The sequence below is a fragment of the Rhizobium azibense genome, assembly GCF_004342325.1.
GTDB classification, from domain to species: Bacteria; Pseudomonadota; Alphaproteobacteria; order Rhizobiales; family Rhizobiaceae; genus Rhizobium; species Rhizobium etli_B.
This window is the reverse complement of record NZ_SMBJ01000003.1, coordinates 124,966-149,864: the sequence shown is the minus strand read 5'-3', so window position 1 is coordinate 149,864 and position 24,899 is coordinate 124,966. Positions and strand designations below refer to the sequence as shown.

26 protein-coding genes are annotated in these 24,899 nt (G+C 62.4%); 18 read left to right on the top strand and 8 right to left on the bottom strand.

The genetic code is table 11. The features are described from left to right. The first annotated feature begins 35 nt into the window (after positions 1–35). Both EV130_RS08295 and EV130_RS08290 read left to right on the top strand, forming a co-directional pair. Positions 36–1,043: an asparaginase gene (locus EV130_RS08295; protein WP_132552774.1), complete on the top strand. Its 1,008-nt coding sequence runs from the start codon at positions 36–38 to the stop codon at positions 1,041–1,043. A gap of 140 nt (positions 1,044–1,183) precedes the next feature. Beyond that, positions 1,184–1,921 (top strand): hypothetical protein, encoded by a 738-nt coding sequence (locus EV130_RS08290; RefSeq protein WP_132659963.1) that lies wholly within the window; start codon positions 1,184–1,186, stop codon positions 1,919–1,921. On the opposite strand, the gene EV130_RS08285 is transcribed toward EV130_RS08290, so the two are convergent. Next, positions 1,896–2,651, bottom strand: coding sequence for a DeoR/GlpR family DNA-binding transcription regulator (locus EV130_RS08285; protein ID WP_132659961.1), 756 nt, complete (start codon positions 2,649–2,651; stop codon positions 1,896–1,898). The genes EV130_RS08290 and EV130_RS08285 overlap by 26 nt on opposite strands. A 118-nt stretch (positions 2,652–2,769) precedes the next feature. Here EV130_RS08285 and EV130_RS08280 point away from each other — a divergent pair, with 118 nt between their 5' ends. From EV130_RS08280 to nadC, 7 genes are all read left to right on the top strand, one after another. After that, positions 2,770–3,135: a DUF4406 domain-containing protein gene (locus EV130_RS08280; RefSeq protein ID WP_074063083.1), complete on the top strand. Its 366-nt coding sequence runs from the start codon at positions 2,770–2,772 to the stop codon at positions 3,133–3,135. Between the two features lie 89 nt (positions 3,136–3,224). Further along, positions 3,225–3,845 carry a glutathione S-transferase family protein gene (locus EV130_RS08275; protein ID WP_132659959.1) on the top strand — a complete coding sequence of 207 codons (621 nt, stop codon included), beginning with the start codon at positions 3,225–3,227 and terminating at the stop codon, positions 3,843–3,845. A gap of 423 nt (positions 3,846–4,268) precedes the next feature. Next, complete coding sequence (locus EV130_RS08265; RefSeq protein WP_074060523.1) at positions 4,269–5,165, top strand: LysR substrate-binding domain-containing protein; 897 nt, start codon at positions 4,269–4,271, stop codon at positions 5,163–5,165. A 106-nt stretch (positions 5,166–5,271) separates the two neighbouring features. After that, entirely contained in the window at positions 5,272–6,159 is an 888-nt protein-coding gene (locus EV130_RS08260; RefSeq protein WP_074060524.1) for an NUDIX hydrolase, read from the top strand. A gap of 68 nt (positions 6,160–6,227) precedes the next feature. Further along, the gene (gene nadA / locus EV130_RS08255) at positions 6,228–7,199 is read left to right on the top strand and encodes a quinolinate synthase NadA (protein WP_074060525.1); all 972 of its coding nucleotides are present in this window, start codon (positions 6,228–6,230) and stop codon (positions 7,197–7,199) included. Continuing rightward, on the top strand, positions 7,196–8,734 hold the full coding sequence (locus EV130_RS08250; RefSeq protein WP_074060526.1) for an L-aspartate oxidase: 1,539 nt from the start codon (positions 7,196–7,198) through the stop codon (positions 8,732–8,734). Before nadA ends, EV130_RS08250 begins: the two co-directional genes overlap by 4 nt. Before the next feature lies 1 nt (position 8,735). Further along, complete coding sequence (gene nadC, locus EV130_RS08245) at positions 8,736–9,605, top strand: carboxylating nicotinate-nucleotide diphosphorylase (RefSeq protein ID WP_132659957.1); 870 nt, start codon at positions 8,736–8,738, stop codon at positions 9,603–9,605. 10 nt (positions 9,606–9,615) lie between these two features. On the opposite strand, the gene EV130_RS08240 is transcribed toward nadC, so the two are convergent. The 3 genes from EV130_RS08240 to EV130_RS08230 all read right to left on the bottom strand — a co-directional run bounded on the left by EV130_RS08240 (position 9,616) and on the right by EV130_RS08230 (position 12,732). Next, positions 9,616–10,275 carry a glutathione S-transferase family protein gene (locus tag EV130_RS08240; RefSeq protein WP_132659955.1) on the bottom strand — a complete coding sequence of 220 codons (660 nt, stop codon included), beginning with the start codon at positions 10,273–10,275 and terminating at the stop codon, positions 9,616–9,618. 98 nt (positions 10,276–10,373) lie between these two features. Beyond that, positions 10,374–11,699: a TIGR03808 family TAT-translocated repetitive protein gene (locus EV130_RS08235; RefSeq protein ID WP_132552800.1), complete on the bottom strand. Its 1,326-nt coding sequence runs from the start codon at positions 11,697–11,699 to the stop codon at positions 10,374–10,376. Positions 11,700–11,784: 85 nt separating this feature from the next. Next, entirely contained in the window at positions 11,785–12,732 is a 948-nt protein-coding gene (locus EV130_RS08230; RefSeq protein ID WP_420493380.1) for a glycerophosphodiester phosphodiesterase family protein, read from the bottom strand. Positions 12,733–12,894: 162 nt separating this feature from the next. Here EV130_RS08230 and EV130_RS08225 point away from each other — a divergent pair, with 162 nt between their 5' ends. The 6 genes from EV130_RS08225 (at position 12,895) to EV130_RS08200 (ending at position 18,815) form a co-directional block, all read left to right on the top strand. Continuing rightward, positions 12,895–13,905: a ligase-associated DNA damage response exonuclease gene (locus EV130_RS08225; protein WP_132660206.1), complete on the top strand. Its 1,011-nt coding sequence runs from the start codon at positions 12,895–12,897 to the stop codon at positions 13,903–13,905. A 169-nt stretch (positions 13,906–14,074) separates the two neighbouring features. Next, complete coding sequence (locus tag EV130_RS08220; protein ID WP_074060530.1) at positions 14,075–15,721, top strand: cisplatin damage response ATP-dependent DNA ligase; 1,647 nt, start codon at positions 14,075–14,077, stop codon at positions 15,719–15,721. A 152-nt stretch (positions 15,722–15,873) separates the two neighbouring features. Further along, positions 15,874–16,740 (top strand): alpha/beta hydrolase family protein, encoded by an 867-nt coding sequence (locus tag EV130_RS08215; RefSeq protein WP_425375566.1) that lies wholly within the window; start codon positions 15,874–15,876, stop codon positions 16,738–16,740. Between the two features lie 53 nt (positions 16,741–16,793). Then, the gene (locus tag EV130_RS08210) at positions 16,794–17,003 is read left to right on the top strand and encodes a hypothetical protein (protein ID WP_245520038.1); all 210 of its coding nucleotides are present in this window, start codon (positions 16,794–16,796) and stop codon (positions 17,001–17,003) included. A gap of 115 nt (positions 17,004–17,118) precedes the next feature. Next, positions 17,119–17,925 carry a L,D-transpeptidase gene (locus tag EV130_RS08205; RefSeq protein ID WP_132659951.1) on the top strand — a complete coding sequence of 269 codons (807 nt, stop codon included), beginning with the start codon at positions 17,119–17,121 and terminating at the stop codon, positions 17,923–17,925. 176 nt (positions 17,926–18,101) lie between these two features. Then, positions 18,102–18,815, top strand: a complete 714-nt coding sequence (locus EV130_RS08200; protein WP_039844261.1) for a L,D-transpeptidase — start codon at positions 18,102–18,104, stop codon at positions 18,813–18,815. 50 nt (positions 18,816–18,865) lie between these two features. Here the strand turns inward: EV130_RS08200 and EV130_RS08195 are convergent, their stop codons facing one another. Both EV130_RS08195 and EV130_RS08190 read right to left on the bottom strand, forming a co-directional pair. After that, a complete protein-coding gene (locus EV130_RS08195; RefSeq protein ID WP_074060533.1) occupies positions 18,866–19,738 on the bottom strand; it encodes a cell wall hydrolase in 873 nt (290 codons plus the stop codon). 150 nt (positions 19,739–19,888) lie between these two features. Continuing rightward, entirely contained in the window at positions 19,889–20,854 is a 966-nt protein-coding gene (locus EV130_RS08190; protein WP_132552767.1) for a LysR family transcriptional regulator, read from the bottom strand. Between the two features lie 115 nt (positions 20,855–20,969). On the opposite strand from EV130_RS08190, the gene EV130_RS08185 reads away from it, so the two are divergent. Continuing rightward, positions 20,970–22,373: an MFS transporter gene (locus EV130_RS08185; protein ID WP_132659949.1), complete on the top strand. Its 1,404-nt coding sequence runs from the start codon at positions 20,970–20,972 to the stop codon at positions 22,371–22,373. Between the two features lie 40 nt (positions 22,374–22,413). Here the strand turns inward: EV130_RS08185 and EV130_RS08180 are convergent, their stop codons facing one another. After that, positions 22,414–22,881, bottom strand: coding sequence for a MarR family winged helix-turn-helix transcriptional regulator (locus EV130_RS08180; protein WP_074060535.1), 468 nt, complete (start codon positions 22,879–22,881; stop codon positions 22,414–22,416). A gap of 124 nt (positions 22,882–23,005) precedes the next feature. Here EV130_RS08180 and EV130_RS08175 point away from each other — a divergent pair, with 124 nt between their 5' ends. Further along, positions 23,006–23,428 carry an organic hydroperoxide resistance protein gene (locus EV130_RS08175; RefSeq protein WP_074060536.1) on the top strand — a complete coding sequence of 141 codons (423 nt, stop codon included), beginning with the start codon at positions 23,006–23,008 and terminating at the stop codon, positions 23,426–23,428. Between the two features lie 201 nt (positions 23,429–23,629). Here EV130_RS08175 and EV130_RS08170 read toward each other — a convergent pair whose 3' ends face one another. Continuing rightward, complete coding sequence (locus tag EV130_RS08170; protein ID WP_074060537.1) at positions 23,630–24,076, bottom strand: MarR family winged helix-turn-helix transcriptional regulator; 447 nt, start codon at positions 24,074–24,076, stop codon at positions 23,630–23,632. An 89-nt stretch (positions 24,077–24,165) separates the two neighbouring features. On the opposite strand from EV130_RS08170, the gene EV130_RS08165 reads away from it, so the two are divergent. Then, a complete protein-coding gene (locus EV130_RS08165) occupies positions 24,166–24,891 on the top strand; it encodes a DUF899 domain-containing protein (RefSeq protein ID WP_074060538.1) in 726 nt (241 codons plus the stop codon). The last annotated feature ends 8 nt before the right edge of the window (positions 24,892–24,899 follow it).

The window sequence follows — 24,899 nt, the reverse complement described above, 5'->3', positions numbered from 1 at the left end:
TTTGCTCTGCCCAAAACCGATCCGGATTCCTGCCCATGTCCAATCCCGTCACTGTCGAAGTCACGCGCGGCTCGCTCGTCGAAAGCTGCCATCGCGGCACGGTCGTTGCCGTCGACGGCGACGGCAAGGTGGTCTTCGGGCTTGGCGATATCGATGCCGGCGTTTTCCCGCGGTCCTCCTGCAAGGCAATGCAGGCGCTGCCGCTGGTCGAAAGTGGCGCGGCCGATGCCTATGGCTTCGGAAACAAGGAACTGGCGCTCGCCTGTTCTTCACATAACGGCGAAGACGAGCATGTAGGGCTTGCCGCCTCAATGCTGGCGCGCGCTGGACGCAGCGCTGAAGCGCTCGAATGCGGTGCCCACTGGTCGTCGGACCGCAAGACTCTCATCCACCAGGCGCGCACGGTCACGGCACCGACGGCGCTGCACAACAATTGTTCCGGCAAGCATGCGGGCTTCGTCTGCGCCTGCTGCCATCGGGATATCGATCCGAAGGGCTATGCCGGCTACGACCATCCGCTGCAGCAAGAGATACGCGGTACGATGGAGAGCCTCAGCGGCGCCGTGCTTGGCCGCGACAATTGCGGCACCGACGGCTGCTCGATCCCGACCTATGCAGTCCCGCTCCGCGGCCTTGCGCATGGCTTTGCCAAGATGGCGACCGGAAATGGCCTCGAGCCGTTGCGCGCCAAAGCCGCACGACGCCTGTTCGACGCCTGTATGGCGGAGCCCTTCTATGTCGCAGGTACGGGGCGCGCCTGCACGGAGCTGATGCAGATCGCGCCGGGCAGGATTTTCGCCAAGACCGGCGCCGAAGGCGTCTTCTGCGCTGCAATTCCCGAAGAAGGGATCTCGATTGCCGTGAAGTGCGAGGACGGGACAACCCGCGCTGCCGAGGCCATGGTGGCGGCAGCACTCGCCCGGTTCTTCGAGAGGGGCAGCGAGGTTCACGCGAAGCTGATTTCGATGGCAGTCAAGCCGATGTACAATTGGAACGGCATCCATGTCGGCGACGTTCGCGTCACGGCTGCGCTCGTTGCATAGTCGTGCCGTTACGGCACAGAGCGCCTCTGATAATCAGTAATTCCTAATATACATTAAACCAAATCCTGCGGGAGGAGATGCGCGGCGGCGCAATTGTCCTACTATGGTGCGGCGTTCAACCCGTGCCACGAGGGCAGGACATGTTTGCAGGCCGCTATCTCTGGTGGATGCTGATCGCCGTCGCGATCTTCCTGTTCTTTTCCATGTGCTTCGATTACGTGACCTGGGCGATCATCGCCATGTCCGGCTGCGCCGAGATTGCCGGTTCGTGCGGGCCAATCGTGCTTGCCATGTCCGGCACGATGAAGCCTTCGGGTATTGGGCTTGCGGGGGCCATCATGGTGTTCTGCACATTCGCCCGTTTGCGCTACCTGTCGGTCCACTGGCTTTGGGCGCCTGTCGCGCTTGTCTGGTTTTCGACGTCGGCGGCCTTTCCGGGGATTCTCGCGGGTGGCTGGACGGGCCAGTTACGGCCGGAAATGGTGGTCGAAAGCCTGCCGGTGGCGTTCCTCTTCGTCACGGTGTTCTGCGGTTATCTCTTCATCGCCTTCGAAGAGGGGAGGATAACTCCCTTTGGCCAACGGGCCTGGCTGCGGGCCGCCATCTGGATTGCCGCAGGCTACGGCGTGCTTGCGGCAATCGCGGAAACGCCAGGCTTCGGTGCGTTTGCGGCCCGCATGTTCGGCATGCCGTGGATCGCCTTAACGATCGCGGCATTCCAGCCGCATTTGGCGGCGATCTGCGATCTCGGAACCGGCAGCATGATGCCGGCCTATGCTATGCTGGCCGTCTTCGTGGCGGCACTTTCGGCAAGTCTGCTGCCGCAGGACATCGCTCGGCTCGCTGCGCCCTTCATGCTTCGAAGATCGCGGCATTGAGCGCCCGATAGGGCGCAAGCCGCTCTTTTGGCACTCCGGCCGAAACGATCAGTCCCGCAACGTCTGAAATGGCGAGGACAGGGCAAGGCGAAACGCGATCGAATTTCTCCTCGGTCAGCAGGACATATGTTTCGGCCGCGCAACGAGCGATATGGCGCTTGATCGCCGCCTCCTCGTAGTCGCCCGTCGACAGCCCGTGCACGGGATGGGCCGCGGTGACGCCGAGAAAGAAGATATCGGGCCGAAGCTGCGAAATCGCGGCCATGGCCGCAGCGCCGGTTGCCACCATCGAGTGCTTGTAGAGCCGCCCGCCTGTGAGAATGATGTCGGCGGTCGGGTGATGTTCCAGTTCCGCTGCGATCGTCGGGCTGTGCGTTGCGATGGTAAAGGCGATGTCGCGTGGCAGACACCGGGCGATCTGCGCCGTCGTCGTCCCGCCGTCGAGAAAGATCATCTGCCCCGCTTTGACCATTTGCACCGCCCTGGCGCCGAGCCGCTGCTTGGCATCGGACGACACGCTCCTCCGCGCCGAGAAATCCGGCAGGTCGGGTGCAATCGGCATCGCGCCGCCATGCACCCGTTTCAAGAGCCCGTCGGCCGCCATCTCCCGAAGGTCGCGCCGGATCGTATCTTCCGACAGCGCCAAATCTTGGGCGACGCGCTTGGCAATGACCTGGCCGTCACGACGCAGGATGTCGAGTATCAGTGATTTGCGTTGGGTGGTCAGCATTTGTCCACACGAAAATTTACGAAACTTCACGATAATGCCTGAAATGACTCGACATGCAAGCATATTTGCCCATTATCGTGAGATCCCGTGCATGAGGCCGGGAGTGATGGAGTTGACGATGTTGATTTTGATTGCAGGGCCATACAGGTCCGGAACCGGCGATGATCCGGGAAAGATGGCGGCCAACCTGAAGCGGCTGGAGGAACCTTCCTACGCGCTCTTCAGGGCGGGCCATGTGCCGATGATCGGCGAATGGGTGGCCTTGCCGGTCTGGAATGCAGCCGGCGGCAAGTCGACCGGCGATGATCTCTACGAGGAGATCTTCCACCCCGTCGCCCACCGGCTTTTGGAGCTTTGCCAGGGCGTGCTGCGGCTGCCGGGGAACTCCAAGGGAGCTGACAACGACGTCCGCATCGCGCGCGAGCGCGGCATTCCGGTCTGGTACAAGCTGGAAGATGTGCCAGGCTGCGCGAGGGCCGCATGATTGGCCGGGGCCGGCAACGGCCCCGAATTCGCCCATGGGCACGGCGCGACGGCTACGCTATATAAACCTGCCGAAAGGGAGTCTCGACCATGCTGACATTTTATTTCGCGCCAAGCACCTGTGCGCTGGCAAGTCTCATCGCGCTGGAGGAATCCGGCCTTGCCTATGAAGCAAGGATGATCAGCTTCAAGGACAACGAGCAGCGTTCGCCGGAATATCTGAAGATCAACCCGAAGGGCCGCGTCCCCGCCCTCGTCACCGATCGCGGCGTAGTCACCGAAACGCCGGCGATCCTCGCCTATATCGCGCAGACCGTCCCGGCAGCCAGGCTCGCGCCGCTCGACGACCCGTTCGAGTTCGCCCGCCTGCAGTCCTTCAACAGCTACCTCTGCTCGAGCGTGCACGTGAACCATGCACACAAGCGCCGCGGTTCCCGCTGGGCAGACGATCCCGCCGCGCACGAAGCCATGCAGGCCAAGGTTCCCCAGACCATGACGGAAAGCTTCGAACTCATCGAGGAGACGATGCTCGCCGGCCCGTGGGTCATGGGCGAGCAGTATTCAGTCGCCGATCCATACCTTTTCACGATGACCGGCTGGCTGCGCGGCGATGGCGTCGATCCGATGCGATTTGCCAAGGCGAGCGCCCACTACGCCCGCATGATGGACCGCCCTGCAGTGCAGCGGGCGCTGACGATCGAAAAGGGCTGAGGGCGCCCCTGTGCCCTCCTCATCTCGTCGGCACAGGAGATGGGAGGGCTGGTGGCATCCGGTCCATTGCCGTTGTCTGCGCGAAAGATCCAGGCTGCAATCAGGCACATTTCGTAAGCGGCCGCGTCTCGTATCGCGTTGGCTTCGGCGCTGCATAGTTTGAAGGCAGATCGGCCATTTGCCGCAGCGACATTGTGGCGATCTGCGGATGCGACAGCGGATCATCGCCCTGAGGAGATGCCGCCTCGGATGACCTATTCAAGAAAAACTTCAGCAATGACATTGCATGCCTCGCTTTCTCTGGCTCAATAATGCACAGTGTACGGCGAAATTCCTCGCCGTTTCAGGTGCTGCGCCTCAATATCGGAGCCACGAGAAACCTTTTCAATTGAGATTATCAACGACCCGCTATAGAAAATATATATGCGCAATCTCAACTCGGTGCATTTGAATGGGCTGCGCGCGCTGGAGGCGGTCGGGCGTCTCGGTTCGCTGCAGCTTGCTGCGGAGGAACTCGGGGTCTCGATCGGTGCCGTCAGCCAGCAGGTCATCAAGACTGAAGCGCAGCTCGATCAGCTGATATTCGAGCGCACGTCGAAAGGCATGGTGGTGACGCAAGCGGGCGCGCCGGTGCTTGCAGCCCTGACGGAGGGCTTCAACCGCATGTCGCAGGCCGTCTCGATTGCGCAGCGCCGGGACGACGCCACGCTGACGATCTCCGTAGCACCCGTCTTCGCTGCCCGCTGGTTGGTGTGGCGGCTCGATCGTTTCGCCGCGCGTTTTCCGGATATCAAGCTGCGCATCGATGCAACGACTTGCCTGGTCAATCTTTCGACATCCGACGTCGATATCGGCATCCGCGTCGGTGCCGGGCAGTGGCCGGGTGTCAAGGCCGAACTGATTGTGGAGCAGGAAGTATTCCCGGTCTGCGCACCGCAGATGGCGCGCGATCTGAAGGAGCCTGCAGATATCCGGAAGCTGCCGGCCGTCATCGATGGCCGCGCCATGTTCGGCTGGGAGGTCTGGATGCAGGAGGCGGGCCTGTCGGGTTCGGCGCCGGCGACGCGCCACGTCTTCAACGACGCATCGCTCTGTCTCGATGCGGCCATCGCCGGGCAGGGCGTCATGCTCGCCTGGCAGACGCTGGCAGACTATTCGCTGCAGGCCGGCCAGCTCGCCGTCCCCTTCACCATCCGTGCCAAAACCGGCTTCGGCCACTATTTCGTGACCGCCGAAGGCGCGCGCGAGCCGAAGAAGGTGCGCGACTTCAAGGCCTGGATCCGCGAGGAGATGGCCGGAACGGTGAAGCTGTTTGCTTGACGGCGTGGCTGGCAGTGCGCTGTGCTTCACGCTGCATTGGCTTTGTATAGCTCGTGTGGCAAAGCTGTTGGTGAGAACCCCATTTGCAGAGGAGTGATCCTTCACAGTGCCCATCGGCGTTGCACACGCAGAACTGATCGCCGTCCTTGCCGCCGTAACCGACGACGACCCGCGCGTCATGACGGTCAGGAGCGGCGAAGCGTTGCCATCCGGATCCTTCGAGATGGGGCACCGCACGCTGCAGAGCGGGCTGCGGGAGTGGATTCAGGAGCAGACGGCGCATCCGGTGGGCTATCTTGAGCAGCTTTATACCTTCGCCGACCGCGACCGGCAGAATGAGATCCTCGGTGGACGGACGATCTCGATCAGCTATCTGGGGCTGGTGCGGGAGCACCCGGCGCCGGGCTGGCACAGCTGGTATGAATATTTTCCATGGGAGGATCACCGCAAAGGCAAGCCGCCGGTCTTCGACGCGCTTGTCGACGGGCTGCGGCGCTGGGAAACGACGGATGCGGCTCGCCAGCAGAACCGCAAGCGCCGGATCGCCTTTACCTTTGGCCTGGATGGCGCCGCGTGGAACGAAGATCTCGCCCTGCAACGCTACGAGCTGCTGTACGAGGCGGGTCTGGTGGCAGAGGCCGGCGCAACCGTGGCGGAAAACCCGGGCCGGCGGATGTTTGCCGATCACCGGCGGATCCTTGCGACGGGAATAGCCAGGCTTCGGGCGAAGATCAAGTATCGTCCGGTCGTCTTCGAGCTCATGGCGGAGAGCTTCACGCTGCTGCAGCTTCAGCGCAGCGTCGAAGCACTGTCGGGCCTTACTCTTCATAAACCGAATTTCCGCCGGCTGATCGATCAGCAGCAGCTGATCGAGGAAACCGGCGAAACGACCAGCGAAACCGGCGGCCGGCCCGCGAAGCTCTTCCGCTATCGGCATGCCGTTGTCGAAGAGCGGGCGCTGTCCGGCTCGAAACTTCCGCTCTCCCGCGCTTGACATAAACTCAAATTGAGAATAATCAGCTCATCCACGAAATACTCATTTCGAGTATAAAGGAGCTCGCCGTGAATCCTCCCGTGTCCGCGTCCTCTCTCTATGATCGCGTTAGCCGCGTCATTCCCAAGGCGGAATGGCTGACCTTCCAGGACGATGTCGAGGCGATCCTCGATCTGAAGCGCCGCCGCAACGCCGTCATCCTCGCCCACAATTACCAGACGCCGGAGATCTTCCACGGCGTTGCCGATATCGTCGGCGACAGCCTGGCGCTGGCGCGCAGGGCGATCGAGGTGGATGCCGAGGTGATCGTGCTTGCCGGCGTCCACTTCATGGCCGAAACAGCCAAGCTGCTTAATCCTGGAAAGACGGTGCTCATTCCCGATATGGGCGCCGGTTGCTCGCTGGCCGATTCGATCACGCCAAAGGATGTCGCGCTTTTGCGCCAGGCCCATCCCGGCGTGCCGGTCATCACCTATGTCAATACCTCGGCGGCGGTGAAAGCCGCTTCGGATATCTGCTGCACCTCGGGCAATGCCAAGGAGGTGGTCGAATCGCTTGGTGTGCCGCGCGTGCTGATGATCCCGGACGAATATCTTGCCCGCAACGTCGCAAAGGACACCGATGTCGAGATCATCGCCTGGCATGGCCACTGCGAGGTGCATGAGCTCTTCAACGCCGATGACGTCCGTAAGCTTCGGGAAAACTATCCGGGCGTCACCGTGCTCGCCCATCCGGAATGTCCGCCCGATGTGGTCGCCGAAGCGGATTTCGCCGGCTCCACCGCCATCATGTCGGACTATGTCGGCAAGAAGCGACCGGCCCGCGTCGTGCTGCTCACCGAATGTTCGATGAGCGACAACGTCGCCGTGCACCATCCGGATGTAGAATTCATCCGGCCCTGCAATCTGTGCCCACACATGAAGCGGATCACGCTTTCGAACATTCGCACGGCGCTTCAGGAAAACCGCCACGAAGTCACCGTCGAGCCCGCCATTGCGGACGCGGCGCGGCGTGCCGTCGAAAGGATGCTGGCGATATGACCGAAATCCTCACCGATCTTGCCGGCCGCCCGGTCATTGTCGGCAGTGGCATTGCCGGGCTGATGGCTGCGCTCACACTGGCGCCGAAGCCGGTCGTCCTGGTCACGCAAGCCGCCCTGGGTGCCGGGACCTCGAGCGCCTGGGCCCAGGGCGGCATTGCCGCAAGCATCGGCGCGGATGACAGCGCAAACCTCCACCTTGCCGACACGCTTGCTGCCGGTGACGGCCTTTGTGATCGTGAGATCGCCGCAGATATCCTGCGCGAAGCGCCAGCGATGATCGGGTTGCTGGAGAAACTGGGCGTCTGCTTCGACAGGAGCGGCGAAGGTCGGCTTGCGCTCGGGCTGGAGGCCGCCCATTCCCGCCCGCGCATTGTCCATGCCAAAGGTGACGGCACCGGTGCCGCCATCATTCGCGCTCTGGTACAAGCCGTCTCGGCCACGCCGTCGATCACCGTGCTTGCCAATTTCGAGGTCCGGCGTCTGGCGCTCGCAGACGGTGCGATCGGCGGCGTCCTTTGCGCGTCCGGCGGAAGGGCCTTCATCGTGCCGACGCCGCATGTCCTCCTGGCAACCGGCGGCCTCGGCGGCCTTTACGAGGCGACGACCAATCCGGTCATCAATTTCGGCCAGGGCATTGTCCTTGCTGCAAGGGCAGGTGCCGAGCTTGCGGATATGGAATTCGTGCAATTCCACCCGACCGCACTGCGTTCGAAGCGGCGGCCGCTGGCGCTCGTCAGCGAAGCGGTGCGCGGCGAGGGCGCGTTTCTGATCAACGAGCGCGGCGAGCGCTTCATGGCGGATCAGCCTGCTCGGGAACTTGCACCGCGCGACGTGGTGGCGCGCGCAATCAGCGCCGAGATCGCCCGCGGCGGCAAGGTCTATCTCGATGCCCGCGAGGCCCTCGGCGCTCGCTTTTCAAGCCGCTTTCCGGTGATCGATACCTTGTGCCGCGGGGCCGGGGTCGATCCGGCGCGGCATCTGATCCCGGTTGAACCGGCCGTGCATTACCACATGGGCGGTGTCGCCACAGACAAGAACGGCCGCAGTTGCGTCCCCGGCCTCTGGGTCGCCGGCGAAGCGGCTTCGACTGGCCTGCACGGCGCCAACCGCCTTGCCAGCAATTCGCTGCTCGAAGCCGCAGTCATGGGCATGCGCTCTGCCCGGGATATCGCCGGCACGACCGCATGCCTGCGGCCCACAGTGATCGAACCGCTGCCGCTGCAACCCGACGCATCGCCTGTCCGGCCGATTGTCTCTGCGCATCTTAGCGTGCTGCGCAATGGCAGGTCGATCCACGGCGCGATCGGCGCGCTCCTTCCCTTCGTCGAGAAGGAGGGGCCGGCAACGGATCCGGCCACCGTCGGGCTGTTGATTGCCGTCTTTGCGGCGCTGCGGACGGAATCGCGCGGCGCCCACGCCCGAACCGATTTTCCGCTGAAGCACGTACATGCCAGGCGCCAAAGGATGAACTTATCTCAGGTTTTGAATTTTGCGCGCGCCGTCGCATCCGACCCACTTGAAAGGAGTGCTTGACATGACGCTTGTTGGCCTGCCGCGGCTGCTGATCGAGCCGCTCGTGCGCAATGCGCTGCTGGAAGATCTCGGCCTTGCTGGCGACATCACCTCGGCGGCCGTCGTTCCGCAGGATCACCGCTCCAAGGTCGTCATGGTGGCCCGCCAGCCTGGGGTGATCGCCGGGCTTTGCGCCGCTGCGCTGGCGTTTGAGCTTGTCGATCCCGCGATCATCATGACCTTTCATGTCGCGGACGGCGCGGCGGTGAAGCCCGGAGACGTCATCGTCACGGTCGAAGGTCCCTCTCGCGCCATTTTGACGGGAGAGCGGACGGCGCTGAACTTTCTTGGCCATCTTTCGGGCATCGCCACGGTGACGGCCGGGATCGTGGCCGCGATCGCCGGTACGAACGCCTCGGTCGCCTGCACCCGCAAGACGACGCCGGGACTGCGCGCGCTGGAGAAATATGCCGTGCGCGCCGGCGGCGGCGTCAACCATCGCTTTGCGCTTTGCGATGCCGTGCTGATCAAGGACAATCATGTCGCCATTGCCGGCGGCGTCGCCGAAGCCATTTGCCGGGCCAAGGCCGGTGCCGGCCATATGGTGAAGATCGAAGTGGAGGTCGATACGCTCGATCAGTTGCGCGAAGCGATGGAGACCGGCGTCGATGCCGTCCTGCTCGACAACATGACCCCGGACCAGCTTCGCCGGGCAGTCAAAATCGTCGCCGGACGCGCGATCACCGAAGCTTCCGGGCGGGTGACGCCGCAGACCGCAGGTGCGATTGCCGCTTCCGGCGTCGATCTGATCTCGGTCGGCTGGCTGACGCACAGCGCCCCGACGCTGGACATCGGGCTCGACTGGAAATCCAGCCAATCGGCAGGACGATAACGGCTTTGGGTCAGACCGGCTCTTTCGAGCGTGTCGCCTGCATGGCGAGATAGGCGGGGCGGGATTGGCAGCGCTTCAGCCAGGCGCTGACCTTCGGATGAGCGTCGAACAGCGCCTGTTCCGTTTGGCCATAGCGCAGCACTTCCGCAACGTTGAGATCGGCAACGGTGAAGCGGTCGCCGACGATCCATTGCTTGTTGGTGAGGTGTTTTTCCAGCACGGCGAGCGGACGCTTCATCGAGCGGCAGGCGACGTCGATTGCTGCCTTTCCGGCCTCGGTGTTTTCGTGCTCGTTGTCATAGGTCACGACGATCCTTACCGTATGCGGCTCGAGTTCTGCCAGCGCCCAGACGGTCCACATCGTCAGCAAACCGTCTTCCTCGACGGTTTTGCCGGAAATCGGCCCGCCGTGCTTGCGCACAAGATAGAGATTGATCGCCAGCGACTCGTGCATCACCAGCTCGTCGTCCTTGATCGAAGGAATCTGCGCCATCGGATTGATGGCGATGAACTCGGGCGAGAGCGTATTGATCGGTGCATCTGGCGCCAGCGGATTGTCAAGCCGCTTCGCCTGGATCACCGGAACCGAGGTGAAGGCGATGTTGAGTTCCTCGGCCGTCCAGTAGACGCGCGCGGCGCGCGAACGGTAAACGCCGTAGATTGTCAGCATGCTTTTGTCCCCCTTGAACGTTGCGCGCAAAGTAGAGCGCGGCCGTGCGAAGCGAAAGCGTCTGGTCCTGATGGATCAATGAAAGCTTTTGATGTGTCTCAGCTGCTGCGGTTCCGCTCGATGGTCAGATGCGGGTATTGTTCGCTGCCTGCTTGCGTAAGGTCGCCGGAGACCTTTTTCTCCCATTCGAAGCCCAAGACTGCCCCCTCGGTGATTTCCTGGAAGACGTTGTCGGTGATCACCGCCGTGCCTGAGCCTTGTGCCACCGAAACCGCACAGCCGACGGGGGCCTTGCGCAAGACATTTCCGGTAACAACGAGATTGCGCAGATAAGGCCCCCAGCCGAGCTGCATCGCAAAGAGCGGGGCGTCTTCGACGACATTGCCCGAGATGGTCGTGTCGGCTTCGGCGGCAATTCCGATGCCGAAGCCGACCTCGGGTTCGTAGGGGCCGTCGCGCCTCAGGTTCCGCACGATGTTGCCGATGATGGTGGCCAGCCTTCCGCCTTCGTTGAAATTGGCGATCGATATGCCGTTTGCAGCACCATCGACGAGATTGCCGGACAAGACGGCACCTTGAAAATCGAATTCGGCATAGATCGCCGTCTCGCCGGAGCGCAGGCATTGATTGCCGGTGATCTGGACGTTGTCGCCGGAATTGGCTCGCACGGCGCTAAACGCGCAATCGGCGATCTGGTTATCTGCCACCATCACGCCGCCGGCGCGAAAGACATTGATGCCGTTGCCGTTCTGCCCCGTACCGCCGTCATTGGCCCTGATGCGTCTTACGCGGTTGCCGGTAACGGCGGTGCCATCCTCGCCCTTTTCCCAGCGGTGCACGAGAATGCCGCCGTTGCCGCAATCGGCAACCGTATTTCCGGTGATCGCAATGCCGGTGGAATCGACTGCGAAGATGCCGGCCTGCGCCGCCCCCGAAATACGGCTGCGTTCGATCCGGCCGCCGCAGCGCTCAAGGCGCAGTCCATGCTTGCCGGATTGCCTGATTTCGCAGTTGTCGATCTGCACGTTGGCAATGCCGGTCAACTGTAACAGGCCGCTGTTGACCTCGCCGCTCATCCCGCCGCTACCCTCGATGACGATACCGGAAAGCTCGATCCGCCGGGCGCCTTTCGCTGAATTGACGCTGCCTCGATGAAGAATGCGCGATGCACCCGAAACGCCGAAAATGCGGGCATTGTCCGGAAGCACGAGGTTTGAAGCTTCATAGGTCCCGGCCGGAAGATAAAGCGGCATGTCGTTGCGTGCCGCCTCGTCGATCAGAGCCTGCAGGTTGCTGTTTGCCGCGCCCGATGCATCCAGCGCCCAGCCGGATGCGGACCGTTTTGAGCTAGCGAAGGCAAGACCGGCCATCGGCAGGACCAAAGCTGCACCGGCAAGGCCGAGCATATTGCGCCGCAGATACATCAAGGACCCTTTCGCCGTTCATCATCCGTGCCAGACATATATCCGTTCTGACACAGAATCCTTGCCGCGAAGTATCTTGGGGAGCCTAATTTCCGCTGAGCTTGCCGATCGCCTCGATTTCGTTCGTCCAGATGCCACCGGAATAGTCGACGGGCAGCTTTGCCAGCAGTTCGGGCGTATCGATCCCCGTCGAAAAATCGCCGCCGCGATAGGGGCCGAGCGCAAAGACCACGCTGTTTCCAGCCTCCATGCGGTTGAGGAAACGGTCCGGCCAGCCCCAGAGCCACGGGGCGATATTGACCGGAACAAGAACCATCGTGTTCTTGCAGGCTTGCGGCAGGATGCCCGTCCAGCCGTAGCCGATATATCCGAGCAGGCAGGCTTTGAGGCTCGCGCGCGATGCCGTCTTGACGTCTGGCGCCAGGCGCTGAATGGTTTGGACGGGCTCGTTGCCGCCATAGACCATGATCAGTTCAAGGCGCGCGGCAGAAAGAGCGTTGAGGACGGCAGCCAGTTTCTCGCCTTCGGAGGGATCCCGGCTTTTGACATTGATCAGCAGCCGCCTGTCCGGAAACGTCTGAAGCACCTCGTCAAGCGTCGGCATCTGGCCAATGCCGGTCCCTCGGAAAGGAAAGGTCTTGCCGCCGTCGGCCGTGTAGCCATAGCCGATATCGAGCGCCTTCATTTGCGCCATCGAGTGCGCGCGGGTGAGGCCGTGCCCGTTCGTGCGGCAGTCGAGCGTCCAGTCGTGGAAGATCGCGAACTGCCCATCCGTCGTCGGATGGACATCGACCTCGACGATATCCGCACCCGCATCGAAGCCCGCGCGAATCGAGCGAATGGTGTTTTCCAGATAGTCGTGCTTCGGCGGCAGCATGCGCGCTGCCGTGCAAGTGTCGTTCGTCAAATCCCGCTCGTCGAAACGCTGGGCGATCCCGCGATGTGCCAAAAGCACGGGCATGCCTTGCCGGTGCGATGCCAAAAGACTGGTATTGTTCAGATATACGGCTGCGGCGAAGACGGCGATTGCCATAATGCTATAACGAATTTTCCGTCTCAAATCGGTTGCCTCCAAACGAATCTGGCCAATCGCTAAGGCGAGCTATGGGTCGATCTGCGGCAGCAGGCAGCAGGCAGACGGAATTGCAGGAAGCTACTGGCTCTCGGCCCATTTCCCGCTATCTTCTCGCTGATGATGCGACCCGATGCTCTTCTTTTTCCGGCTCCTGGAGGGCTATATTGCCCGCAGGGCGGATTCTATGTCGATCCGGTGCGGCCGGTGGAGCAGGCGCTCGTTACGCATGGCCATTCCGATCATGCCCGCCCTGGCCACCGGCATGTTCTTGCGACGCGCCAGACGCTTGACATCATGCGCCTGCGCTGCGGTGAGGGGTTCTGTGCCAGCGAGCAGGCCGTCGAATACGGCGAAAAGCTGGATTTGAACGGCGTCAAGGTAAGCTTTTATCCGGCAGGCCACGTCCTCGGCTCTGCTCAGATCGCGATTGAGAAGAACGGCACCCGCATCGTCGTTTCCGGCGACTACAAGCGCCGTGCGGACCCGACCTGTGCGGCCTATGTGCCGGTGCCGTGCGACGTCTTCATCACCGAAGCGACCTTCGGGCTGCCGGTGTTCCATCATCCCGATCCGATGGAGGAGATCGGCAAGGTGCTTGGCTCGCTCCGGCAGTTTCCGGAGCGCACGCATCTGATCGGCGCCTATGCGCTCGGCAAGGCCCAGCGCGTCATCCGTCTGCTGCGCGATGCCGGTTTCGACGAGCCGATCTATATCCACGGTGCCATGGAGCGGCTTTGCGAATATTATGCCGGGCAGGGCATCGACCTCGGCGACCTGCGGCCGGCGACCGTTGAAGGCCGCGACAAATCCGCCTTCAGGGGCGCCGTTGTCGTCGGTCCGTCCTCGGCCTTCGCCGATCGCTGGGCGCGCCGCTTCAACGAGCCGCTTCCCGCCTTCGCATCCGGCTGGATGATGGTGCGCCAGCGCGCCAAGCAGCAGGGTGTCGAACTGCCGCTCGTCATCTCCGACCATTGCGACTGGCCGGAACTTACCGACACGATTAGCGAACTCAGCCCCGCCGAAGTCTGGGTCACCCACGGCCGCGAGGAAGCGCTGGTCCGCTGGTGCGAGCTGCACGGCATCAAGGCGAGGCCGCTGCATCTGGTAGGCTATGAGGACGAGGGAGATTGACGCAGATGTGTGGGACCGGCTCCCTTTCGCCCCAATACAGCGTTGCTTCATGCTGCGTCGATGCGAGATGGACGCGGTGGGCACGGCGTGTGAGACCCTCGTGCGTGCGGGGAGCGGTTGGGAAGGGACCTTCAGAAGAAATGGCTTTTCCACCGGTTGGAGCGGTCGCATGAAACCCTTTGCCGATCTCCTCGACCGTCTTGTCCTGACGCCCAGCCGCAAGGGCAAGCTGAAGCTCCTGACCGACTATTTCCGCGACACACCCGACCCGGACCGCGGTTACGGGCTTGCAGCGATCGCCGGGACGCTCGAAGTGCGCAACGTCAAGCCTGCCATGCTGCGCGATCTGACGCTTGAGCGGATGGACGAGGTGTTGTTCCGCTACTCCTACGACTATGTCGGAGACCTTGCCGAAACGATCTCACTCGTCTGGGACAACGAAAAGGACGTCGATCGCTCCGCCTTTGTCCAGCCGCGCCTCGGCGAGGTCCTCACCCGCATGAATTCGCTCGGCCGCACCGAAGTCCGCAGTTTCGTCCGCGATACGCTCAACCGGCTGGATCCGTCTGGCCGCTTCGCCTTCATCAAGCTCGCCACCGGCGCCATGCGCATCGGCGTCTCGGCGCGGCTTGCCAAACAGGCACTGGCCGATCTCGGCGGCAAGGACATAATCGAGATCGAAACGCTATGGCACGGTCTGGAGCCGCCCTATGAATCGCTCTTCGAATGGCTGGAGGGCAGGGGCGGCAAGCCGGTGCTCGCAACGCCCGCGATCTTCCATTCCGTCATGCTCGCCCATCCGGTGGAGGACAACGATCTCAGCGGCCTCGACCCGGCCGATTATGCGGCGGAATGGAAGTGGGACGGTATCCGTGTCCAGCTTTCGCGCTCCGGCGAAACGCGCAAGATCTATTCGCGCTCCGGCGACGACATCTCCGGTGCCTTCCCGGATATTGTGGACTCCATCAGCTTCAACGGCGTACTCGACGGCGAACTGCTCGTCGGCGGGACCGCACGCTCGAACAGCCCGACGAGAACCTTTTCCGACCTTCAGCAGCGCTTGAACCGCAAGACGGTGACGGCGAAGATGCTCGACGAATACCCGGCCTTCATCCGGGCCTACGACTTGCTGTTCGACGGCCAAGAGGATGTGCGCGGCAACAGCTTCATCGACCGGCGCGACCGGCTCTCGGAGATTATCGAGCAGGCGCCGCACGATCGGTTCGACCTTTCGCCGCTCGTCGCCTTTTCGACATGGGATGAATTGGACAAGCTGCGGACTTCGCCGCCCGATCCGGTGATCGAGGGCGTGATGATCAAACGCCGGGACAGCATCTATCAGGCGGGCCGCATGAAGGGCCCGTGGTTCAAGTGGAAGCGCAATCCTTACAACGTCGACGCCGTCTTGATGTATGCCCAGCGTGGCCATGGCAAGCGCTCGAGCTACTATTCCGACTTCACCTTCGGTGTCTGGACCGAGACGCCGGACGGCGAACAGCTGGTGCCAGTCGGCAAGGCCTATTTCGGCTTCACCGATCAGGAGCTGGAACTGCTCGATAAATTCGTCCGCAACAACACCGTCGAGCGTTTCGGTCCGGTTCGGGCCGTGCGCGCAGATCGGGAGTTCGGCTTCGTCGTCGAGGTCGCCTTCGAAGGCATCAACCGCTCGACGCGGCACAAGTCCGGTGTGGCGATGCGCTTTCCGCGCATCTCGAGGCTGCGGCCGGACAAGCCTTCCTACGAGGCAGACCGCCTTGAAACGCTGGTCGCGATGATCGACGAAAGCCGTGGTACTGGCCCGCCTGCGCGACAATGACGCAGGGGCCGATTTCAACGCAATGTGTATTGGCCCGAATGCGGTTCTGGTGCAGATATTTGGGTGCCCGGGGGCTATCGGGTGCTGTGTCATGTCCTTTGACGACGATCGAAAATGCCTTTTTCCGCCAACGCCGCGCGATCATCGCCGGTATGGCGGGTGCCCTCATGCTTCCCCGCGCCGCCTCTGCCTTCAATGTTCCGGATCAGCCGTGCCTGATCACCCACGACTATGCCAAGGTCCGCCGCCGTTTCCGCACGAAGCTGCTGCAGAAGGGTCCTGCGCCGGACAAGTACGAGGCATTGGGCGCGCCGCCGGATGGCGAACAGATATTCTACCGCTCAGGCGCCGGCGGCGAGCTCGAACTGGCGGCCTGGGTCAGCAAATACAAGCGCGGGCACCATGCAAGGCCCGGTGTGCTTTTCCTTCACGGCGGCAATGCCATGGGCGTTGGCCAGTGGCAGCTCCTGAAACCCTATTGCGAGGCCGGTTTCGTCGTGCTGATGCCGTCTGTGCGCGGTGAAAATGGCCAGATGGGCAATTTTTCCGGCTTCTACGACGAGGTGGACGATGTTCTTGCGGCCGCCGAGCGACTGGCGCATCTGCCGGGTGTCGATGCGAACCGGCTGTTTGTGGCAGGCCACAGCATCGGCGGCACGCTGACCATGCTTGCCGCCATGAGCACGCACCGTTTCCGCGCCGCCGCCCCGATTTCCGGCAATCCGGACGCCTTCCGATTCTTCAATCGCTACCCGCAGGACATCCGCTTCGACGACGGCAACAAGCACGAATTCGAGGTTCGCTCGGCACTTTGCTACGCACAAAGCTTCAAGTGCCCCGTCCACCTCGTGCACGGCACGCAAGAGGATCAATTCAACGACCGTACCGTCCTGCTCGCTGCCCGCGCCCGTGCGGCCGGTATCCGCATCGAAACCGACAGGGTGGCCGGCAACCACACCTCCGCGCTGCCGGCCGAGATCGATCAAAGCATCCGCTTTTTCCGCAGTGTGGCCGCTTGAACGCGTCTTCAATTTTCGCCGCGACGGTCTATATTGGACGGATGATGGCGCAAATGACAGACGAGATCATTCCGAACGACTTCCCGGAGCTGAAATCGCTCCTGATGGATCGCGATCCTCTATGCGCCATTTCCGCAAAGGAAGCCTTCGCCCTTTATGAGCGCAACTGGCGCTTTGTCGATGTTCGCAAGCTCACCGAACATGAAGCGCAGCTTGTGCGTGAATTGGCGACCGTCTACGGCCACGGCGTTGTGCTCGTCTGATGTAGAGTCGCGCGAAGCCTTGCAGTCTTTGGTGCTGACGCCAGCTTCACGCCAGCCGCAAATGCCATTCTTCCGCCAGATATCGCTCTGCTGACAATGGATGAAGGGTGGGTTTATGGATTCTTCGCGCCGGGTGTTTGTCTTTGCCGGCCTTGCCGTGGCGGCTCTGGGTCTCGGCGGCTGCAACATCCTTGTTCCGGATACGGCTGCGACCGATCCGGCCCGCTTCGTGCAGGAGACTTCGCCGGTTTTCTATGAGCCGCCGGGTGTTGACCCGCGCAAGGTGAGGGCGATTTCCAATCCGCCGGTGCCGCAGGTGCGCGATCTCTACTCGACGCAATTCAACCAGACCTACGGCCTGCCGGTCACCAGTCCGGTGAACGCTGCCCTTTACGGCGAGCTTCGCGATGGCGATTTCCTTTTGCCGGCCATTCCGGTGAGCCGCCTCAGTCCCGAGCATCTCCGGCAGGAGGTCGACTACCCGACGCAGGAAAAGCCCGGCACCGTCATCGTCGATACGCGCGCGCGCCACCTCTATCTCGTCGAGCCGAACGGCAAGGCGATCCGCTATGGCGTCGGCATCGGCCGCGAGGGCTTTGCCTGGTCGGGCCGCGGCGTCATCCAGTGGAAGCAGAAATGGCCGCGCTGGACGCCGCCTGCCGAGATGGTCTCGCGCCAACCGGATATCCGCCCCTTCTCGGCCGAAAACGGCGGTATGAATCCGGGTCTCGGAAACCCGCTCGGCGCCCGCGCCATGTACATCTTCAACGATGGCAAGGATACGCTCTATCGCGTGCACGGCACGCCGGATTGGCAATCGATCGGCAAGGCGACCTCGTCGGGCTGCGTGCGCATGCTCAACCAGGACGTCGTCGACCTCTACGAGCGCGTTCCATCCAAGGCCGAGATCGTTGTGATGTAGCGGCGCAACAGGGCCAACGATATCGTCTGCCCGCACGGGGACACGACTTCGTGAGGGTATGGTTTATTTGGCGGCGGCAGATAGATTTCCGAGTCGTCACCTGGCATTGAATGAACCAACCGGGGTGGGTGCCGCATCCCGGCTCTCCCCGCGACAGAAGGAAATCCGTCCCGCGCATGAGTCTCGAAAAATCTCTCTCCCGCCGCAACTTTCTCTCCTTTTCGGCTTTGACGGCGGCCTCCGCGCTCGCCGGCTGCGCTTCCACTTCGGCACCGAGCGTACAACCCGTCGGTTTCCGTTTCCCACGCCCTTTCGAGACGACGCCCGCTCCTACGGATGCCGAGCTTGACGTGATTTACGGCCCCATCGAGGACGGAGGCTTCCTGATCCCCGCCGTCCCTTACCAGCAGATCGATCCGCGCTACTATCGCCAGCAGGTCATCGATCCGACAGGCGAGCGTCCAGGCACGATCGTCGTCGATACGCCGTCGCGCTTCCTCTATCTCGTCCAGCCGGGCGGGACAGCCATGCGCTACGGCGTCGGCATCGGACGCGAAGGCTTTGCCTGGTCCGGCAACGGCGTCATTCAATGGAAGCAGAAGTGGCCGCGCTGGAAGCCGCCGAATGAGATGGTTGCCCGGCAGCCGGAACTTGCAAAATACTCGATCGAACGCGGCGGCATGGAGCCTGGCCTCCTGAACCCGCTCGGCGCCCGCGCGCTCTATATCTTCTCGAATGGCGAAGATACGCTCTACCGCCTGCACGGCAATCCCGAATGGCGCTCGATCGGCAAGGCTGTCTCGTCCGGCTGCGTGCGCCTGCTCAACCAGGATATCATCGATCTTTACGACCGCGTACCGAACAAGACGCCGATCGTCGTCTGGCAGTGATGAATGGACATGACTTCCTTCCGCTCCGGAAGGAAGTCTTTTGACCGGTCTCAGCCGCCCGCCGGCAGATGGCCGGCAGCCAGTCCTGCACTGTTGTAGGAGGGGCGGGGTGTCGGCAGTGCGATTGGTGAACCTTCCGGCGGCATGACCGTGCCTGGAGCCGTCGATGCCGGTGGAACGGCCGGAATGGCGGAAGTCGTGGTGGCGTCCGGTATCGAGGCCAGGTCGGGCATGGCCCTCGGGATTGGCCCCTTCTCCGGCAGCAACACTTCGATTTGCGCGGAGGTCGCGAACGGCTGCACACCTGCGAACTGGACCGGGCCTGACAGCCGCGGGTCGGAAACGTAGTTCATTGCGACTTCATAGGCCGGCAGCGGTGCCGGCGTTTGCAGTGTTCCGTCCCTGCCGCGCTTTTCATAAAAGACGTTGCCGCCGGCTTCGACGACATAGTGCATGTTGCGATAGGGGAATTTCAGGCCGTCGGTGTGGAAGAACATGGCGTTCTGCACGCCGGGATGCCGTTCCCCGCGCAAGATCCCGTCCACGGCAGAATCGAGTTCCGGTCCGGCCATCGGATCGACGACCCTGGTCATGACGCCGGGCGCGAACTGCTTTTCCTGCGCTACGACCTCGCAAATCGTGTCGGGATAGGCGGGCGAGGTGAGCCGGTTCATCACGACTGTTCCGACCGCGACATAGCCATCGCGATCGGCGTGTTCGGATTCGAAATACATGGCGCGCTTCAGACAATCGCGGTCCCGTGCCGTGTAATTATAAGTCACTTTGGCTGATGCTGGTTTGGCGGTGGAAGAAGGACGTGCAGTCGGCGGTGGCGCCTTGGCGGCCGTCGTGCACCCTGTTGCAGCCAGTCCGGCGAAGAGAATCCCGGAGATGGTTTTGCCCAATTCGTATCGCGCCCTCAACGGCCGGTGCCTCCTATTGTTATAGTCCAGCCCAAATCACGTCGCGAAAACGTTTTAACTCACGTTCGTAAATAATCCAAACACATTTCGTGATTCACCGGAAAACCATTATGATTCAAAGGGAAGAGGCGCGCGAAAGCGGATATTTCGCTAGGCGGCCGCGCTGGAAATGCCCATCCGGCAGCCGGATGCTTGAAGTGCGGCGCTGGCAACATCGATGAAGAGCCGGCGCAACCAGACGGAACGTCCGTCCGCCCGGTCGACGCGGCGGTAGAGCATCGTGACCGGTTCGGCAGGCAGCGGGATCGGCGGCACTGAAACCGTCAGTCCATGCAATTGCGCCATGCAGCGGGCGATCGATTCCGGGATCGTCGCGATCACTGGCATGGCCCGCAGCGCCGTCGGCAGGGCGGAAAAGCGGGGCACCGTGGCCACCACCTGCCTGCTATGTCCCAATCGGGCAAGCGCGATATCGACATTGGTCGAGCCGTTGCTGCCTTCGAACGAGACGCCGACATGGTCTGCCCTGGTGAAGTCCTCGAGGGTCAGCGGGGTCTTCAGCCTGAGCTGCTTCGGATCGAAGATCGAGATCGAACACTGGTCGAAGAGCGGATGGCGGACATGCCAGGAGGCGGGCTCGTCGTGGATCGAGACGCTGAAATCATAGGCGCCCTCGTCGAGCAGGCGTGCGGCGTCGCGTTTGTGGAAAGCCACACCGACCAGCCGGGCGCCCGGCGCCAGTTCCCGCAGGCGCGCCGCAAGCGGGCCGAAGAAGGCTGATTCGAGATTGTCGCACAGGCCGATGCGGAATTCGCCTTTCCAGCTGGCGGGGTCAAAGGCGGCGGGCGGGCGGATGGCCCGCTCGATGCCGGAAAGCGCATCCTCGATTGCCGGTGCGATGGCAAGCGCGCGCGGCGTCGGCTGCAGGCTGCGTCCTACGCGGACGAACAATTCGTCGTCCAGCGCTTCTCGCAGCCGCCGCAGCGCTGCCGAAAGCCCCGGCTGGCCAAGCAGTAGCCGCTCGGCCGCGCGGCTGACATTGCGTTCCTGCATCAGCACCGAAAAGGCCAGCAGGAGGTTCAGGTCGATTTTCCGAAGGATCGCGTCATTTATCATTTCCAGTAATACCTGGCATGGTTACTATCAATTTGCAATAGGATTGGAGATGATCATTTTCTCGTTCCTCTGCCGCTTCCTTCCAACTGCGCGGCACCAACAAGGAACGATCTCGATGACTTTCACAAAATCTCGAACTGGGGCGAGGCTGGCATTGCTATTGCTCTGCGCCGCCAATTTCCTGGACGCCATGGACGTTTCGACCATCGGCGTTGCGCTTCCTGCCATCCAGATCGAACTCGGCATGCAGGCAACCTCGCTGCAATGGGCCGTCAGCGCCTATGTCCTCGGCTATGGCGGCTTCCTGCTGCTCGGCGGCCGCGTTGCCGATGTTTTCGGTCACCGCCGCGTCTTTCTCTGGTCGCTTGCCGTCTTTGCGGCTGCGAGTATCGCGGGCGGCTTCGTCGACAGCGGGCCGACGCTGATTGCCGCCCGCCTGATCAAGGGCATCGCCGCGGCCTTTACTGCACCGGCCGCTTTGGCGCTACTGCTTTCCGTCTTCGGGGAGGGCAGCGCCCGCGCAAAGGCGCTTGGGATCTTCTCCTCCACTGGCGCGGCCGGGTTCGTGCTTGGCATGGTGCTCGGCGGTGCGGCCACGATTTTCAGCTGGCGGGCGACGCTCGTCATGGGCGCTCCTGTGGCGATTCTCACGCTGGCGATCGCGCCATTCGTCCTGCCCGCAGACGAGCGCCGGGGAGCTGACCGTCCGCGTTTCGACTGGGCAGGCGCCTTGACCATCACCCCCGGCCTGCTGCTCTTCGTCTTTGGCATCACCAACGCCGCAGCCGACGGCTGGAGCGCCTTTCCCACCTGGGGTGCACTGACCGCGGCGGCCGCCCTGATCCTGATCTTCCTTGCCGTTGAGGCCCGGCATGCTGATCCGATGGTGCCGCTTGCGATGTTCGGCCGGGCAAGACTCAGCCATGCCAATGCCGTTGCCGCCCTCTTTCAAGGCGTCTATGTCGGCTTCCAGTTCATCGCGACGCTCTACTATCAAAACGAGCTCGGCTGGTCGGCCTTCGGCACCGGCTTCTGCTTCGCTTTAGGCGGCGTCTTCGTCATGTTCCTGGCGCCACGCTTTGCCGCGATCGCGCAAAATCGCGGCACTACAGGCCTCATGGCGGTCGGCGTGGCATTGCAGGCAGCAAGCTACATCTTCTGGGTGGCGGCTGTCGGCGACATCAATCCGGTCCTGCTCGTCGTCCTGTCGCAGGTCCCGCTCGGCCTCGGTTACGCACTGACCTATCCCTCCGTTCAGGTCGCGGCACTCGCTGATGTCGAGGAAGACAAATCCGGCCTGGCTTCCGGCATGCTCTTTGCCGCCTTCCAGATCGGCGGCGGCATCGTGCTCGCTGCCGCCTCCGCCGTCTTCGGCGCGGCGCCGTCCTTCGGCTTTGATCCCTATGTGGCAGGCGTCGCCTTCACGGCGCTGCTTGCCGTCGCGGTCGTGCTTCTCGCTGCCCTCGGTCCAAGGACGTCGCCGTTGCGCGCCGCAGCAGCCTATCAGGCGGCCGAGTAATCGGCGAAAGCCCGCGCTTGTAAAAGGCGCGGGCGATTTCTCACACGGCTGCGTTCAGGTTCGCGCGCAACTTTTGTAAAGATCCGCGGATCTGCGCCATTTCCTCGAGCGTGCAGCCGGCCGCCTGGCCGATGGCCGCCATGATCATTGCCGCCTCGCTCTTCATCGACCGGCCCTTCGGCGTCAGCGAAACGATCACCTGACGCTCGTCGCGTGCATCCCGCGTACGCTTGATGAGCCCGGTCTGCTCCAGCCGCTTGAGCAACGGCGAGAGCGTGCCCGAATCGAGGTCGAGCTGCTCGCCGATCGTCTTTACCGGAAGTTCGGCTTTTTCCCAGAGCACGAGCATCACCAGATATTGCGGATAGGTGAGGCCGACCTTGTCGAGGATCGGCTTATAGGCGCGCGTGAAGGCATGCGCCGTCGCGTAGACCGCGAAACAGAGCTGTTTCTCCAGCCGCCTCTCCTCTTGCGGGATATCCATCGTCTTTGCCATCTGCGCTTTCATGGTCCTGTTCCTTTGAGGGGCAATTCTCCTCTTTTCAGATTCCGAATGCAATTTGCGAAATTCACTTGCGTACAATTTAATTGTGCAATATACGAAATCCAGCCCCAACGCAAAGGAGACTGACATGCCTATCCTCTATACGACCCAAGCTTCCGCCACCGGTGGCCGCGCAGGCCGCGCCGTTTCCGAAAACGGCGTTCTCGACGTGACGTTGACTGTTCCCAAGGAACTCGGCGGCGATGGCGCCACCGGCACCAATCCCGAACAGCTCTTTGCGGCCGGCTATTCCGCGTGCTTCCTCGGTGCCCTGAAATTTGTCGCGGGCCAGCAGAAGGTCAAGATTCCGGAAGACACAACGGTTTCCGCCAAGGTGGGAATCGGCCCGCGCGAAGACGGCACGGGCTTCGGCATCGACGTGGCGCTCACCGTCAACATTCCCGGCCTGGATAAGGCCGAGGCTGAAAAGCTTGCCGCCGCCGCCCACATCGTCTGCCCCTACAGCCACGCCATGCGCACCTCGACCGAAGTTCCAGTCACGGTGGCCTGAAGCAGAACCACCTTCTTCCCGGCGGGGAGAAGGTGGTCCAAGGGGCCGAACGAGGGAGCGACATGGCAAACTTGTCCTCGATTTTCACTCAAACGCTCGCTTGTTACGTCGCCTACCCCATCGCTCCGGGTGGAATTTTCGAAGATGCCGATCGGCTTTTCCAGGAGCGATTTCGGCAACGATCCGCGCGTCGCCCGTTGGTCAGGCGAGCGCCTGCAGCTCGCTTCGCAGCCGCTCGCTGCCGCCACCAGGCAGCTTCTCATCCAGCGCTGCATGCGTCTTTCGCCAGATCGGCAGCGCTGCGGCGAGTACCGCCTTGCCCTCCGGGGTCAGGCTGAGCAGCCGGCCCCGCTTGTCTTTCGGATTTTGAGTTACATTTACCCAGCCACGACGTTGCAGCGGTTTCAGCGCTGCCGTCAGCGTCGTCTGGTCCATGGCGAGAAGATTGGCCACGGGCCCCATCGGCGGCGGCTCCGGCCGGTTGAGGGACATCATCAGCGAGAACTGCCCGTTGGTGAGCCCCACTGGACGAAGCGCATCGTCGAAAAGCCGTGCGAGTGCTCGAGCGGCCCGCTGAACATGCAGGCACAGGCAGGTGTCCCGTACCAGCAGCGTCGTCGAAAAGGGAATTTCAATCGCGTTTGACATGCTCTATTTCTATTGATATCAATCTATTTAGTCAAGCGAATGAGGACGAATGCCGGTCTTGCCGGCGGCGCCGGAGGAGGGCGCTCGCGATGCAGAATCAAGTCGTTTCCCGTGAACAATGGCTCGAGGCCCGCCGGGCGCTGCTCCTGAAGGAGAAGGAAGCAACGCATCTCAGAGATAGGATCAATGCCGAGCGCCTGGCCATGCCCTGGGTCAAGGTCGACAAGGACTACGTCTTCGACACGCCCCAGGGAAAGAGAAGTCTATCCGATCTCTTCGACGGCCGCAGCCAGCTGATGATCTACCATTTCATGCTGGGTCCGGATTGGGATGCCGGTTGCCCGGGCTGCTCGTTCCTTTCCGATCACGTGGACGGCGCGCTGCCGCATCTCAACCATCACGATGTCACCTGGGTCGCGGTTTCGCGCGCGCCCCTCGCCAAGATCGAGGCCTACAAGAAGCGCATGGGCTGGAAATTCCCCTGGGTTTCGTCCTTCGGCAGCGATTTCAATTTCGACTACCACGTTTCCTTCAGCCCGGAAGATCTCGCCAAGGATAAGGTCTTCTACAATTTCACCGCGATCGAACCCGCCGAGGCCCATGACGAACTGCCGGGGCTGAGCTCCTTTTACAAGAACGAGCAGGGTGAAATCTTCCACACCTACTCCAGCTATGCCCGTGGGCCGGAGGAACTGATCGGCACGCTGATGATCCTCGACCGAGCGCCGAAGGGCCGCAATGAGCAAGACACGATGGATTTCGTCAAGCGCCACGACGAATACGAGGGCGCTCAAAAGACGCAATCCTGTCACTGAAATCTGCG

Bases quoted from the DNA above. Each gene is read 5' to 3' on its own strand.
- EV130_RS08295 (WP_132552774.1), top strand. From the start codon at position 36: ATGTCCAATCCCGTCACTGTCGAAGTCACGCGCGGCTCGCTCGTCGAA.
- EV130_RS08290 (WP_132659963.1), top strand. From the start codon at position 1,184: ATGTTTGCAGGCCGCTATCTCTGGTGGATGCTGATCGCCGTCGCGATC.
- EV130_RS08285 (WP_132659961.1), bottom strand. From the start codon at position 2,651: ATGCTGACCACCCAACGCAAATCACTGATACTCGACATCCTGCGTCGT.
- EV130_RS08280 (WP_074063083.1), top strand. From the start codon at position 2,770: ATGTTGATTTTGATTGCAGGGCCATACAGGTCCGGAACCGGCGATGAT.
- EV130_RS08275 (WP_132659959.1), top strand. From the start codon at position 3,225: ATGCTGACATTTTATTTCGCGCCAAGCACCTGTGCGCTGGCAAGTCTC.
- EV130_RS08265 (WP_074060523.1), top strand. From the start codon at position 4,269: ATGCGCAATCTCAACTCGGTGCATTTGAATGGGCTGCGCGCGCTGGAG.
- EV130_RS08250 (WP_074060526.1), top strand. From the start codon at position 7,196: ATGACCGAAATCCTCACCGATCTTGCCGGCCGCCCGGTCATTGTCGGC.
- nadC (WP_132659957.1), top strand. From the start codon at position 8,736: ATGACGCTTGTTGGCCTGCCGCGGCTGCTGATCGAGCCGCTCGTGCGC.
- EV130_RS08240 (WP_132659955.1), bottom strand. From the start codon at position 10,275: ATGCTGACAATCTACGGCGTTTACCGTTCGCGCGCCGCGCGCGTCTAC.
- EV130_RS08235 (WP_132552800.1), bottom strand. From the start codon at position 11,699: ATGTATCTGCGGCGCAATATGCTCGGCCTTGCCGGTGCAGCTTTGGTC.
- EV130_RS08230 (WP_420493380.1), bottom strand. From the start codon at position 12,732: ATGGCAATCGCCGTCTTCGCCGCAGCCGTATATCTGAACAATACCAGT.
- EV130_RS08225 (WP_132660206.1), top strand. From the start codon at position 12,895: ATGCGACCCGATGCTCTTCTTTTTCCGGCTCCTGGAGGGCTATATTGC.
- EV130_RS08220 (WP_074060530.1), top strand. From the start codon at position 14,075: ATGAAACCCTTTGCCGATCTCCTCGACCGTCTTGTCCTGACGCCCAGC.
- EV130_RS08215 (WP_425375566.1), top strand. From the start codon at position 15,874: ATGGCGGGTGCCCTCATGCTTCCCCGCGCCGCCTCTGCCTTCAATGTT.
- EV130_RS08210 (WP_245520038.1), top strand. From the start codon at position 16,794: ATGACAGACGAGATCATTCCGAACGACTTCCCGGAGCTGAAATCGCTC.
- EV130_RS08205 (WP_132659951.1), top strand. From the start codon at position 17,119: ATGGATTCTTCGCGCCGGGTGTTTGTCTTTGCCGGCCTTGCCGTGGCG.
- EV130_RS08200 (WP_039844261.1), top strand. From the start codon at position 18,102: ATGAGTCTCGAAAAATCTCTCTCCCGCCGCAACTTTCTCTCCTTTTCG.
- EV130_RS08190 (WP_132552767.1), bottom strand. From the start codon at position 20,854: ATGATAAATGACGCGATCCTTCGGAAAATCGACCTGAACCTCCTGCTG.
- EV130_RS08185 (WP_132659949.1), top strand. From the start codon at position 20,970: ATGACTTTCACAAAATCTCGAACTGGGGCGAGGCTGGCATTGCTATTG.
- EV130_RS08180 (WP_074060535.1), bottom strand. From the start codon at position 22,881: ATGAAAGCGCAGATGGCAAAGACGATGGATATCCCGCAAGAGGAGAGG.
- EV130_RS08175 (WP_074060536.1), top strand. From the start codon at position 23,006: ATGCCTATCCTCTATACGACCCAAGCTTCCGCCACCGGTGGCCGCGCA.
- EV130_RS08170 (WP_074060537.1), bottom strand. From the start codon at position 24,076: ATGTCAAACGCGATTGAAATTCCCTTTTCGACGACGCTGCTGGTACGG.
- EV130_RS08165 (WP_074060538.1), top strand. From the start codon at position 24,166: ATGCAGAATCAAGTCGTTTCCCGTGAACAATGGCTCGAGGCCCGCCGG.